Origin of the sequence: Hymenobacter fodinae, assembly GCF_004745825.1 — a bacterium.
In the GTDB taxonomy this organism is placed as follows: Bacteria; Bacteroidota; Bacteroidia; order Cytophagales; family Hymenobacteraceae; genus Hymenobacter; species Hymenobacter fodinae.
On record NZ_SRLA01000004.1, the window covers coordinates 250637 to 264686 of the forward strand.

At 57.7% G+C, this 14050-nt stretch carries 8 protein-coding genes; 4 read left to right on the top strand and 4 right to left on the bottom strand.

The window, feature by feature from the left end:
* Positions 1–176 precede the first annotated feature (176 nt).
* The gene (locus tag EU556_RS18875) at positions 177–695 is read left to right on the top strand and encodes a hypothetical protein (protein WP_135435696.1); all 519 of its coding nucleotides are present in this window, start codon (positions 177–179) and stop codon (positions 693–695) included.
* Between the two features lie 166 nt (positions 696–861).
* Positions 862–1575, top strand: coding sequence for a hypothetical protein (locus tag EU556_RS18880; protein WP_167855637.1), 714 nt, complete (start codon positions 862–864; stop codon positions 1573–1575).
* A gap of 63 nt (positions 1576–1638) precedes the next feature.
* Here EU556_RS18880 and EU556_RS18885 read toward each other — a convergent pair whose 3' ends face one another.
* Both EU556_RS18885 and EU556_RS18890 read right to left on the bottom strand, forming a co-directional pair.
* A complete protein-coding gene (locus EU556_RS18885) occupies positions 1639–2607 on the bottom strand; it encodes a PorP/SprF family type IX secretion system membrane protein (RefSeq protein WP_135435698.1) in 969 nt (322 codons plus the stop codon).
* A gap of 67 nt (positions 2608–2674) precedes the next feature.
* Positions 2675–7597 carry a T9SS type B sorting domain-containing protein gene (locus EU556_RS18890; RefSeq protein WP_135435699.1) on the bottom strand — a complete coding sequence of 1641 codons (4923 nt, stop codon included), beginning with the start codon at positions 7595–7597 and terminating at the stop codon, positions 2675–2677.
* A gap of 566 nt (positions 7598–8163) precedes the next feature.
* Between EU556_RS18890 and EU556_RS18895 the strand changes: the two genes are divergently transcribed.
* Together EU556_RS18895 and EU556_RS18900 are read left to right on the top strand one after the other, a co-directional pair.
* The gene (locus EU556_RS18895; RefSeq protein ID WP_135435700.1) at positions 8164–11751 is read left to right on the top strand and encodes a PAS domain-containing protein; all 3588 of its coding nucleotides are present in this window, start codon (positions 8164–8166) and stop codon (positions 11749–11751) included.
* A gap of 115 nt (positions 11752–11866) precedes the next feature.
* The gene (locus tag EU556_RS18900; RefSeq protein ID WP_135435701.1) at positions 11867–12610 is read left to right on the top strand and encodes a DUF434 domain-containing protein; all 744 of its coding nucleotides are present in this window, start codon (positions 11867–11869) and stop codon (positions 12608–12610) included.
* An 82-nt stretch (positions 12611–12692) separates the two neighbouring features.
* Here the strand turns inward: EU556_RS18900 and EU556_RS18905 are convergent, their stop codons facing one another.
* Both EU556_RS18905 and EU556_RS18910 read right to left on the bottom strand, forming a co-directional pair.
* Positions 12693–13337, bottom strand: a complete 645-nt coding sequence (locus tag EU556_RS18905; RefSeq protein ID WP_135435702.1) for a DUF1684 domain-containing protein — start codon at positions 13335–13337, stop codon at positions 12693–12695.
* Between the two features lie 50 nt (positions 13338–13387).
* On the bottom strand, positions 13388–13990 hold the full coding sequence (locus EU556_RS18910) for a 3'-5' exonuclease (RefSeq protein WP_135435703.1): 603 nt from the start codon (positions 13988–13990) through the stop codon (positions 13388–13390).
* Between the last annotated feature and the right edge of the window lie 60 nt (positions 13991–14050).

A 14050-nucleotide genomic window follows, 5' to 3' on the forward strand; every position in this document is an offset into this window, starting at 1 on the left:
TGATAAGAATAAAAGCCCTTGAACATAGCTGTTCAGGGGCTTTTTTATGCTCCTTGTACTTATAATTATTCTGTAGTAAACATAACCAGTACTTATCGGACTCCTAGCTGCCTCTTATTGGTGCCTACTGAACTCTGCCCTATCTTGAACGCCACCATAACGCCTTACTCTACTTTATGCCGCTTGTTCGTGTTTCTCTATGCCTAGCCTTACTCTCGCTCACACAGTGTAGCAGTTGTAAAATTGCTGACCCTGCGCCAATCCTCCTGCCCGCAGAAACTCAGAATGGAGCCTATACATTTGGCTGCCTTGTCAATGGCAAGCCCTTCGTGGCCTCAGGCATTACCCGTACAAGAGGAGATTGGCCGGTTGCCAATAGCTTGACTATCGGTGCACATGCCGGAAATAAGCAGGAGAGCGTCAACATTAACCTACTACTTACAGGCCTGCTAAACAGTAATGCCGTGTATGCCCTCCAACCTCAGAATACTGGATCTTCCACTACGGGTTTCTCAGCATTCTGTAGTACCGAGAAATGCGAATACGATGGCACACGCATCAAGAAAGGGAGTCTGACCCTAACCCGCTTTGATGGCGTCGCCCGCATTGCCGCCGGTCGCTTCGCCTTCACCTTATATGAACCTGGATGCGACACGCTGCGCGTTACGGATGGACGCTTTGATATGCGGTTTTAACGTAGACCTCGCGTACGCGAGACCGTTCCAAAATAGAGTTTTCCAAGGCAGACGCCTCTACAAAGGCCACTTGTCATCTAGGAAATGTCGCTTGACATAATTCTAGTTATAGATGCACTCTTCAGATTATACCAGATATTGTCTTACTAGAAGCAATAATTCTATTATGAAATATTCTATAGCTGAGCAGCTTATCCGCAAAGCCTTTTTCCTATCTGTATGGTGCTTGGAGCAGTGCCATGATATGCCTCACTATCAGCGTAAGGTGGCGGCGCTGGCACAGCTTCCGGCAGGCACGGTTGGCAAGGAGCTAGCGGAATGCTTGCTGGCGAGGGAGCTAACGCTTGTGCCCGGCTTTGAAAGTCACGATTTAAAACATGTGGTACTGGCCTACGAGCTGGAGCCCGTGGGGGAAATCCGTTTGCAAGCTTTCATGCTCGGCAATGGTAACTGGACGCTGCCAAGCATCCTCATCTTCTTGTTTGGCTTGGTGCTGTTGCCGCAACATTGGCGCCTATTCAAGCAAGATTTCCGTGCAGGCCAGCGGTGCCAGCCCATTGCTGCTCTTACTATAGAAGAGTGCCAACACCAACCACTAGAGGAACTCCGCCGCCACCTGTTTAGCCGCTACTGCGAATTAAAGCCCGCCAACAAACCCAACGTTCACATGCGCCTTAGCTTGCTAGGCAGTTACTGCCTAATGATAGTAGGAGTAGCCGCCATGCTGTTTTGCTTCCCCTTCCTGTGGTCGGCTAGCCTGCCCGACTTGGTGGGTGCTGGTTTCCCGTTTATAGCAGGAGCTATCTTGGTTGTGGGTGGCCTACTTAACCTGACTATTCAAGCTAATCTTACCGCAAAAGAGGTTAGAATTCGAGAGTAACTTTGAGCCAGCCCGCGGCCATTTAAGTAGCCAAAAAGCCTTTCTAGGCCACTCCAGCTCGTTCTACCAGAACCGATTGGTGCACACCACCTGCGTCTTCTTCTTCAGGCGCAGGCCGAGCAATATCTCGTGGCTGCCGCCGTGGTAGCCGGCTAGTTGCGAGAGGCCAGCATCGTAGGAATAGCCTACTGTGAGTTGTTCGTAGCTGAGGCCGACCATGCCCACGAAGGAGTCGAAGGCGCGCCACGACACGCCGGCCCACAGCAGGTCTTGGTACTTGAGCTTGGCGTTGAGGTCGAGGGAAAGTGGAGCCGGTTGTACCGCTTTCACCAGCACGGAGGGCACCAACGACCAGTCGTCGCTGAGCGGCACGCGCACCCCACCCGTGGCAAAGTAGTGTCGCTTTAAAGTGTTGCCCTCGCCTGCCTCCAGAGAGTTGGGCCCATAAGAGAAATTGAGCTTGTTGCCCAGCAGTTGCGCCCCCGATACCCCGAAATAGAAATCGGAGCTGTACACCCACAGGCCTACCGACCCATCGAGCACCCGGGAAGCTGCACTGGCAGCCACGGTAGTAGGGTCGAAGAATTGCAGCTTCTGCCCATCAACGGCAAACTGCTGCATACCTACCGATGCACCCAGTGCAGCCCGGAGGTTAGGCCGCAGCACCAAGTTATATGCGTAAGAAAGGTAGGCGCCAGTGCGGCTGGTGGGCCCGGTTTCATCTCGGTAGACTAGGCCCCCGATGGCGTGAAATGGCCGCCGCCGGTCGCGCAGGGTACGTTTGCTGGTGGTGCGCCACTTGCCCAGCGAAGAGCTGCCGCTCACGTAGAACGTCTTGGGAGCTCCTTCTAGGCCAGTCCATTGGGTACGGTAGCTGAGCTTGACATCGATGTAATCCTCTACCCCGGTAGCGCCCGGATTCAGGATGTAATTATTGTTCATGTACTGGCTGTACTGCGCCTGCTGCTGAGCCAGGGCCGGCACGGCGGCTACTAGCAGCGGGAGCAGCAGTAGAGTTAAAGCTCTTTTCATATCAGTAGTTGCCTGAATGCTGATCAAGAAGATAGTCCTGCTGCGGCAAGCGCAGCAGGACGTTTGATTAATACAGAATCGTAATTGAGCCACTGTACGACTTGCCCAGCGGGCCCTTCGTCACGACCACGTAGTAGTAGGTACCCACCGGAGCAGGCTTACCGTTCATGTCGCCGCGCCATTCGTTGGCCCGGCTGTAGTTTTCGGCGGAGAAGATCTTGTTGCCCCAGCGGTTAAACACGGTCACCGTGTTGTCGGGAAACTGCTCAATGAACTCAATCTGCCAGGTATCGTCGCGGCCGTCCCCGTTAGGCGTGAAGGCATTCGGAATGCGAATGGGTGGGCGCACCGTTATCGTCACCTGGTCGCTGTCGGCGCAACCGCCTTCTCCCGCTGAGAGAGTATAGGTAGTGGTTTCGGTAGGTGAAGCAATGGGCCGCAGTGGGTCATTATTCCGGAAACTCAGGCTCGCCTGTGGCGTCCACGTTACGGGGTAGTTGCCATCGGCGCGGCCTTCCAGCGTGATAGAGGTGCCCGCTAGAATCTCCCGGTCGGGGCCAGCATCTACATCGACGGGCGGTTGAATCCGGACTGGTACACCGTTAGAGACCACCGATACGGGCTGACTACACACGTTGGTTGTGCGCAGGCGTAGCGTCACGGTTTGGCCTTCCCGAAGCGTAGTGCTGGTGAACACCGGGCCCGTTGCGCCGGGCACGTCGTTGCCATTTACCTGCCACTGGTACGCGGGATTCGGGCCGGCCTCCGTTACGTTGGCAATGCTAAAGGTGAGCGGCGAGCCTAAGCAAACTGGTCCGCCCGGCTGCACGGCAATAGCCAGCGTGGGCAGCGGCGTGGGAGTACGGGTAACCGTAACCGTTGCCGTTGCTGGCCCCGTACTGCACAGCCCCGCCGTAGCCGTAACCTCCACGGTCACTTGGTCGCCAGTGGCAAGAGTGCTGCTGGTAAAGGTAGCGCCGGTAGCTACTAAGGAGTTGTTTACCAACCAGCGGAACGTAGGGGTAGCGCCGACATTTGTAACCACCGCTGCAAAGGTGAGCGGCGTACCGGGGCACTGCACGGGTGGCGTCGCCAGGGTTACAGTAGGTGTAACGGCCGGCTGCACCCTGATGGTCACCACATTAGATACTACCGTTGAGCAAGAGCCCGTTCCCGAAGTTACCCGCCGCCTGAAGTAGGTAGTAACGGTGAGTGGGCCCGGCGCAAAATCTCCCCCCGTAGCGCCAGCTATGGCAGTCCAGTTGGAGTTATCCGTCGAGGATTCCCACTGATACGCATATGTGCCGGTGCCGCCCGTAGCCGCGCCGCCGCTGGCAAGGGTCGCTGGCGCAGTACCTGTACAGATTTCCTGATTCGCACCAATAACTCCAGCTGTTAATACAGGCAGTACTGTCAGGGTTATAGTGTTGGAATACTCTGGTCCACAGCTTCCCGAAGTTACCCGGCGCCGAAAATAAGTGGTGACCGTAAGAGGGCCTGGCGTTAAATTAGCTTCAGTTACGCCCGCAATAGGTGTCCATGTAGAGCCATCTGGGGAGGCTTCCCACTGGTAGGTAAATGTACCACTGCCACCCGTGGCTGGGGCCGTACTAGTGAGCGGGGCCGGGGCAGCACCGAGGCACACCGTTTGATCAGCGGCAATACTGCCCGCCGTTAGGGCCGGCAATACAGTAATCTTGACAACATTAGACACCACCGGACCGCAAGAACCAGTTGTTACAGTGCGCCGGAAGTAGGTGGTAGCTGATAAGGGGCCGGGCGCAAATTCGGCACCCGTGGCCCCAGCTATAGGACTCCAGGTGGTATTATCCGCCGAGGATTCCCACTGATAGGCAAACGTACCGGTTCCGCCCGCGGCCGGAGCTGTGCTGGTAAGCGGAGCTGGTGTAGCGCCAAAGCACAGCGTTTGGTCAGCGGCAATGGTGCCCGCCGTCAGCACTGGCAGAACCGTGATGGTAACCGTGTTAGATGGTGTGGTAGTGCAGCTTCCAGACGTTACTTGCCGCCGGAAATAAGTGGTAGTAGTAAGCGGACCAGGAGTGAAATCAGCACTGGTAGCGCCAGCAATGGTTGTCCAGGTAGTATTGTTAGTCGATGACTCCCACTGATAGGCAAACGTGCCCGTGCCACCCGTGGCCGGGGCCGTGCTCGTTAGAGGGGCTGGCGCGGCACCCGAGCATAGGGTCTGGTTGGCCGCAATGGTACCTGCCGTTAGGGCAGGCAGCACGGTTAGGGTAACCACCGGCGAGTACACTGGTCCGCAGGTGCCTGCCGTTACGGCGCGCCTGAAGTACGTAGTACCAGCAAGCGGACCCGGCGCATAAGTAGAGTTGGTGGCACCCGCTACGGCAGTCCAGTTTGCGTTATCAGTAGAGGATTCCCACTGATAGGCAATGGTACCCGCACCACCCGTAGCCGGAGCCGTGCTAGTAAACGGAGCAGGCGTAGCGCCAGGGCACAGCGTCTGGTCGGCGGCAATGGTACCGGCTGTTAGCACCGGCGCTACCGTGATGGTGACAACATTGGAAACGGCCGGAGCACAAGCAGTGCCTGAGCTTGCCCGACGCCGGAAGGAGGTAGTAGCCGTGAGTGGGCCGGGCGCGAAGGTTTCGCCGGTGGCTCCATTAACGAGGACCCAAATTGTATTGTCGGTTGATGACTCCCACTGGTACGCAATGGCACCCGCACCACCCGTAGCTGGGGCAGTACTAGTGAGCGGAGCTGGGGTACCGCCAGCACATACGGCTTGGTCAGCAGCAATAGTCCCAGCCGTTAGGGCCGGCACTACTGTAATGGTAACGGTGTTTGAAGCTACTGCGGCGCAGACACCTGAAATTACTTGCCGCCGGAAGAAGGTAGTGGCCGTGAGTGGGCCGGGTGAGTAGGTTTCCCCGGTGGCACCGCTGATAGTCGTCCAGGTGGTATTATCCGTGGAAGATTCCCACTGATAGGCAAATGTGCCCGTACCACCCGTGGCTGGGGCCGTGCTCGTTAGAGGGGCTACGGTGCTGCCTGCGCACACAGTTTGGTCGGCGGCAATGGTGCCCGCTACTACGGCTGGCGTAATTGTGATGGCTACTGAAGCAGTGAAGTTGGGCGTGCAGTAAGGACCCGACTGGTCGGGCAACAGCAGTTGAGCGCGCCGCCGGAAATACGTTATGCCAACGGGCAGTGAAGCAGCTGGCTGGTAGGTTGGTCCGTTGGCAGCACCGGGGACGTTTGTCCAAGTCGCGTTATCAGTCGACGTTTCCCACTGGTACACGAGCGGCAGGCCAGCATCCCCGGAGGCATCAGTAGCGCTGGTAAGGGGGGCCGGTGCGGTGCCTGCGCACAGCGTTTGCGGGCTGGCAATGCTACCCGGATTCGGCAAATTCGGCACTTGAATAGTGCCCGAACTTTCGCGGCAAAAGCAGTCGGTCTCGATACGCAACGTCACTGTGTAGTTGCCGGGCGTAGCATACGTATGAGTGATGACAGAATCCGTTGCAGAAGGTGTTGTTTTAGCACCGTCGCCAAAAGCCCAAGTATATATCTTCTTGTTAAAATTAATAGGCGGGGCCGTGAAAGTAATTTGCCTACAACCTGTTATCTGCGCACTAGGCCCCACGCGCAACAGGGAGCTTTGGTTGAAGTTCACTAGGCCTAGGCCACTCAGGCGGCTGCCGCCTAGCTGCAAGCTATCATCGGCGTATTCAATTTTAGCCCCCAGCGAGTCGGGGTACGGGATGAAGCCCACCGCGGGCTGGTTGTCGCGGGCCACGTAAATCTTGCCATCTGGCGCAGCCTGCAGTGAGCCAAGGTCAACCGGTGTTTTCTGGTTGAGTGGAATATCTAGCTTGGTAGCCGGACCCGTACCGCCGATATTGAATTGCAGCAGCTTAGGCGGGTTGCGCACCGTGGCATAGAGGTAATTACCGGACGAAAAGCTCACCCCATAGTATTTCCCCTCACCGCGGTCGACGATGTAGGGCACCTGCGGATTGGTGCTCACCTGGCCCGTGCCGGTATCAAACCCAAACAGCTCCACGGTGCTGCTGCTATCGCCTAGCGCTTCGCTGTAGCGGGCCAGGGCTAGCCGCTGCCCATCAGGAGTTACCCGCATCTGGCCTTTGTAGCCAAGGGCTGCCACGCTTGGTGCGTGCAGGCTACCGACGGCTGAAGGAATGGGCGCATCGATGAGAACTGGACCTACATAGCCGACCGATGGCCGCACCCGGTAGGCCAGAAAGGCATTGCCCCGGTTATTATTGCCCGTCTTCGCATTGCCCCAACCGTGGGCGATAACCCAGATATCGCAGCCGTTTTTGTGAAATACGCCCGTGAGCTTCTCCGCCGTGCCGCGCGCCAGGGGCGTGTTTTTGGTAGCCGCAATGACGGTACCAGGCCCCCCACCGGTCGGAATCTCAATTTCCGAGTAGCTCAGGCCAACGGTGTCTTTCAGGGTGAAAAGCAGGTAGCGCGTGGGTTGGCCCGCCTGAGGTAAGCCCGGCAGCTTGATGGGCAGGGGGCCGTCGGTGGTGAAGCGGCTGCCCGCCAGCCCCGTGCCGTTAGTCATTACAGTGCCGTCCCCGTTCCACACGGTTTCGCCATTGCTATAAAAGAGAATTTTGCCGTTTCTATCTGACATCACTCCAGAGCCGGCAGGAGCATCCATCGCCCCATCGGTGAGCACCTTTGGGAGAGAGTCGGCAGAAGCCTCATTGAAGTCCAGTCCTGCCTTAAAGCCGAAGTACCAGGTGTTGGCAAACTTCTCGTCGGCCGCGCACTCCGGAGATGTTGCTTGCGCCAGAGCCGTTGTAGCTGCGCCGCTCAGCAATAAAACCACAAGAGTTAACAGCCAGCTAGCAACCCGCCACATCGGCCGGAAAAACCGGGTATTAACCGGGCGTGCCGACTGGCCTAGCGGGGAGGTATGTGGGAACGAAGTTGCGGTAGTAAGTAGGGCAGGATGCAGTAAGTTTGTGGGCATAGGGAGGCAAGTAAGCAGGCGAACTAGTAAGCGGATACTCAAAAGAATAGGTATCACTCACCGCCCTTTAGAAACGAAGCCAGCAGTTGAATTAGTGCTAGGAAAAACTCAACAATCTGGTTTTAGTAAAGCTAAGCACTGCCCGCCAGCTTTGTGCAAACAAATGCTTGAATAGTGCTGCATTTCTTGCATCTGAGCCACTAACTGATTTGCGTAGGTCTGCTAGGCCACTTGCTTGTTATCGTGCCGCTCTTGGCATTGCTTTTTCTGTCCTCTCGGCAGAGTTATAGCCCCTATCTGAACTTAAGATGAATGTGCACTCTGGAGCCCTCAACACCCCTAAGAGGTAAGGGGCCATGAGGAACATTGTGGTGGTAAAACCTGAACCCGGCTCTAGTGCCTGGAGCAGAGATAGGCCTAGCCACGGTCCGGCTTCAATTCGACGAGCTTAACGTTCTGTTAGCGCCGGATACTTGTACCTTAGTCAGGAGAGCTTCACATACAGAGCCCTTCAGTAGTTACTAGCAGTTGCGCTAAGTTAAAGGCTACTCCCTGCCACCTCACCTATGCCAGAACAACCCGTTGCAGATACCTCTTCTCCTGACCCTACACAGCCAGGCACCCCCTCCAAAGTAGTGCAAGGCCTGCACCGCTCCGATGAGCAATTTCGGTTGCTGGTGATGGCCAGCTCCGATATGGTCTATAAGATGAGTGCCGATTGGAGCCAGATGCACCAATTGGTGGGCAAAGAGTTGCTGGCCAGCACTACCACCTCAACTAGCACTTGGCTACATGCCTACTTGCCGGTCGAGGAGCAAGCCCCCACGATGGCTATCATCCAGGAGGCTATCCGTACAAAAAACATATTCGAGCACGAGCATCGGGTGATTCGCGCCGATGGCTCCGTGGGGTGGGTTTACTCCCGGGCGGTACCGGTGCTTGATGCCCAGGGCCAGATTCTGGAGTGGCTGGGCACGGCCAAGGATATTACGTCTCGCAAACAGGCCGAGCAGGAGTTGCTGCTTCTGAAAGACGAAATAGCGCAGCGCGCTCAAGACAACTACCGGGCGTTGTTCAATGTCATCGACGAGGGCTTTTGCGTGCTAGAGCTTCAGTTTGATGCGGCCGGCAACGCCGTAGATTGGATTTACCGCGAGGCTAATCCGGCCTTTGAACTGCAAACGGGCTTCCGCAACCCGGTAGGCCAGCGCATCAGCCACCTCCAGCCCGACCTCGAGCGTAGCTGGTTTGAGCAGTTTGCCCACGTTGCCCGCACAGGGGAGCCAACGCGCTTTATGCAGGAAACGCCGGCCATGAACCGTTGGTACGACGTATATGCCTTCCGCGTTGGGAATACCACCACTCCCCTGGTGTCGTTGCTGTTTACCGATGTAACGGCCCGAAAACGCCATGAGCAGCAGCAGGCGTTCTTACTCCAGCTTAGCGACACGCTACGGCCCCTGTCGGACCCGCTGGAGATTCAGTACCAGGCCGCTTGTGTGCTAGGCCAGTACCTGGGCGCCAGCCGGGTGGGCTACGCCGAGGACCAGGGCGACCAAGCTCACATTGTGGTAACGCGCAACTACACCCAGCCCGGCGTACCGAGCATTGAGGGGCGCTACCATTACGACGACTACGGGCCCGAACTGCTGCGCGCCTTTCGACAAGGTCAGACGGTGGTTCGTCCGGACATCGCCCACGACTCCACCCTCTCCGACGTTGAAAAGCAGGCTCACGCCGACCTGCAGCTAGGGGCCACCGTGAACGTGCCCTTGCGTAAAGACGGACAACTGTTGGCGGTGCTATTTATGCACTACTCTACTGCCCACGCCTGGACCGACCAAGAGCTGACCTTGCTGGCAGAAACTGCCGAGCGCACCTGGGGCTCTGTGGTGCGCGCCCGCACCGAAGCCGCGCTGCGCGACAGTGAAGCCCGGTTTCGGAACTTAGTAGTAGCGCATGCCTACGCCGTGTGGGAAACGCAACCCAATGGACAATTAGTCCAGGACAGCCCGAGCTGGCGGGCGTACACCGGCCAGACCCTGGAAGAATGGCTCGGCTATGGCTGGCTTGATGCTATCCATCCTGAAGACCGAGAATATGCCGGGCGCCAGTGGCAGGAAGCTGTAGCGGTTGAAGGCACCGTTAACGCAGAATTTCGCGTGCGCTCAGTGAGTGGAGGATACCGCTGGACCAACGTGCGGGCCACCCCCATCCGGGATGCGCAAGGCCGCATTAGCAAGTGGATGGGAATGAACATCGACATACACCAGCAAAAATCAACCGAAGAAGCATTGCGGCAGTCGGAAAAACGTCTGCGCATTGCCCTAGAAGCGGCCAAGCTGGGCACCTGGGATTGGGATATACCCACGAACGAGATACGCTGGAATGCCCGGCACTACCAACAATTTGGCCTGGAGCCCACCTCTACTGCACTCACGTCAGCTGACTTTGCCCGCCATCTGCATCCCACTGACCGCGACGCCGTGCTCACTCGCCTGCAAGCCGCCGTTGACGCGAATGGGTTGTTTGAAGCTGAGTTTCGGATCCTCACTGAGCAGGGCACCGTGCGCTGGATGAGCAGCCACGGCCAAGCTACCGACACCGGCCCCGATGGCCGCGCCCTGCGCATGAACGGGGTGCTGCTCGACATAACAGAAAGCAAGCAGGCTGAGCAGCAGCAGCTGGAGCTGGCGGCCTCCCTGGAGCGTAAGGTGCAGCGGCGTACGCAAGCCCTGCAGCAAAGCCGCGACCTCCTCCAGTCCGTCTACGATACCAGCCTCATCGGAATGGCCGTGCTACGGGCCAACCGCAACGCTTCTGGCTCCATTGAGGATTTCACTTTCGTCTCCGTCAACCGCAAGCTGCAGGAAGAAACTGGCCTAGCCGACCTGATAGGCCAGCGCTTTACCACACTTTTTCCCGGCCCAGAATTTAGCAGTTTGCTGGCACTGATGTGCCGCGCCGTGGAAACCGGCCAGCCGCAGCAAACTGAATACTATCACCCCTACGCAGACATCCGGCAGTGGTACTCCTCCATGTACGTACAGCTCGACGACGGCGTGGTGGTTACCACTCTCAACATAACCGAGCGTAAACTGGCCGAAGAAGAGCGCCTGCGCCAGTTTACCTTGCTGCAGCAGGCCGAGTCGGTGGCAGAGCTGGGCAGCTGGGAATATGAGCCAGGAGCGGGTACGTTGCGCTGGTCGGCAGGCATGTACCGCTTGTTCGGGTTGCCTGAGGGTAGCCCCGTTGCGCCCACTATTTATCTCGACTATGTAGTGCCAGATGACCGTGCGGTGGCCGAGCGGCTGGTTCATTGCCTGACCAAGGAGCCCCGCGACCTAGAAGAAACCCTGCAGTTGCGCGTAGGCAAGCTTGTTAAAACCATCCGTGTGAAAGCGGTAGTTTTAGCAGCTGCTCCCGATCAGGCGGCCGGTTTGCTGGGGGTAGACCTCGACATTTCCACCGTACACCAGCTGGAGCAGGACAACCTACGTATGCGCCTAGAGCAGCAGCAAGCGCTGTTTAACGTGGTACTCGAAGCGCAGGAATCGGAGCGCAAACGCATCGGCGAAGCGCTGCACAACGGGGTAGGCCAGATACTCTACGCCACCAAGCTCCAGCTCGACCAAGCCCGGACGCAGGTACCAGAGGCCGCCTGGGCGCGCGCCTACGACCTGCTCGCCGACGCTATCCGCCAGACCCGCGCTATTTCCCACGAGTTGGTGCCGCTGGTCCTGACGGAGTTTGGGCTGGAAGTGGCCATGCAGGACATTTGTCGCACGCTTAGCACGGCCCAGCTTACCATTGAGTGTCACTTGTCCCTGGAAGAACTAACCCAACCATTGCCCCAGCAATTGCAGGTGGCATTATTTCGGATGGCCCAGGAATTAGCCCAAAACATCATTAAGCACGCTCGTGCTACGGAAGCCAGCCTGGCGCTGGAAGTAGTGCCGGGCTATGTACTGCTGCGGGCGGAGGACAATGGCGTAGGTTTTCCGGCTCAAGAGGCGACTAGTATGGGCCTAGGGTTGCGCGGCATCCGCGACCGGGTAGCCCTGCTGGGAGGGGCCGTGCACACGGGCTCCTCGCCGCAAGTGGGCACCTACGTCCGCATCCGTATCCCGTTGTTCACCTCTTCGGCTACCTAGCAAGCCTAGTGCCTCTAACGCAGCCGTTGGTTGGCTACAGCCCTATTCTAGTGGTTAGCGGAAGAGGGTATTGTTAATCGTTCTTCACTGCTTTTTCTGTCTTCTACGCCCAATTATGCGCCCTGCTGATACTCGCCACCGTGGCCCGCACCCGAACGACGAAAGGCTGTTTGCCCCCAAATGGGTGCCGGTTCTGCGCCGCGCGGTGGCCGAACTCTCGTGGCTCCTGACGCGCGGCTATCCACCTAGTGCCACTCTAAAATTAGTGGGCGACCGGTACGCACTTACGGAACGGCAGCGCTGGGCCGTGGGCCGCGCCGCTTGCACCGATGAGCAGTATGCCCAGCGTGCCACCACGCGGCTACCCACTTCTCCGTTAGGTGGCCGCCCCGTGGCCATTGATGGATTCAATTTGATTATCACGCTCGAAACTGCCTTGAGTGGTGGAGTGGTGCTGCGTGGCCGCGATACCTGCCTGCGCGACCTATCTAGCATTCACGGAACCTACCGGGCAGTGCAAGAAACCGACCGTGCCATTCGGCTAGCCGCCGCGGCCCTACACAAGCTGGCCCCTGGCCCAGTGCAGTGGTTGCTTGATCAACCAGTTTCTAACAGTGGCCGACTGGCCGCACGCCTGCGGGAACTGGGCCCCGCCCTAGGCCTGCCCTGGACGGCCGAGGTAGTACTCAATCCCGACCGAGTCTTGGCCGAAACTACGGACGTGGTCGTCACCTCCGATTCTGCTGTACTTGACCGCGCGGGTTCCTGGCTCAATCTGGCCGCCCTAGCGCTAGAAGCCGAGCCGGACTATTGGCTGCTACCGTTAGACGAAGGCAGTACAGAAAGTGAGGCTTCTTAGCGGTATTCTCTCTTACCCGGGGCGCGGCCAACTGGCTTAGCTTTGTTCTGTAGTATACGCTAGTTCTACCTTCCTAGGCCACTTAATGGTCGCTCATCACACCTGCTTGTATAGCAACTAGCAGGCGGTTTTCAGCGGGCGGCACCGGACAGGAATAAAGCGGGCTATACGCACAAAAGGGGTTGTACGCTTGATTGAAATCAAGTACTGCTTGCCCCTGCTGAATCTGGCCCAACCGCATATCTAGGTAGCGCCCACCCCCGTAGCTTGTGTGCCCGTTCGTGGGGTCAGTAAAGGGAATGAATAGATAATCCTCGAAGCCCGGCTTTTGCTTTAAATCTAAGCTTTGATACACCGTGAGGTGCAAGGCTTGGCCTTCCAGCACGAAATGTAGCTCGCCATATTTCTGATAGAGTGGCCTACGGGCTGTGCTGGTGGGCATAGGAAATGGAGCCTGGGAGGAGTCGCGCACGAAACGGGCCAGTACGCAGGCGCTATAGTTAACCGGAAAGAAAGCTAGGCCAGTAAACTTCTCCCGCACCGCCGGCGGCAGCGGCGACTCAGCGGGGTTACGGTACTCCGCATTCAGCGTCTGCTGAAACTTTGCTATGGCCTGGACATGCTCTTGCGGAGTGGGCCGCTTACTAGGCGTTTGAGCAACCGCAGCGGTGGCAGTTGTCAAGAAAATCAGAAGAATGTACAGCCGGTAGCAGGAGCGCAGCATCATGCTGCAAAATACGCAGCACTATTCCCTTCCACCTAACTGCGCCTGGTCCTTTACTGCTCCCGCACCTGCTGGTACAGGGGTAGCTCATAAAATGGGCGCAGCAGCTGCACCACATCTAGGGCATCAGCAAGGGCTTGGTGGGCAACAGTATCATCTTCGAAGCCGGCGCGAGCCTTGCAGGTTTGCATGGTAGGCAGGCGGGTGTCTTTGCGCCAGTTGAGGTAAAAGGCGGCCGGGTCGAGCATGGCGGGCTCAGCCCGAACCAGAATGCCGTAGCCGGGCAGTTCCCGCAGAAAACCCAAGTCGAAGGAGGCAATGTTCTTACCGGCCATCACCACAGCTACGCAATCGTGCTTGTCGGGCTTGAATCCCTGGCCTAGCAGAAATTCCCGCAGTTGAGGCAGCAGTTCCTCAGGTGTGCATAGCTCGGGGTTGGGCTCTTTGCGCGCCAGTTCTTGCAATAGGCCCGCGTTCAAAGCTAAGGCACCAGCCGTACCCACGTATTCGGGGTGGCGCACTACCCGTCGGAAAGCGGGCAGCTCCGCCAGGGGACGCAGGTGCTTGGTATCTTCCACCACGGCCGCCAGCTCCAGAATCTGGTGGCGCTGGGGCTTGCCGCCGGTAGTTTCAAGGTCGAGGGAAATGTAGCGCATGTAAGTAACAGGTACGGCCTTGCCGCGCTCATGTTCCAGGCTATTCTTATCATCAAACTA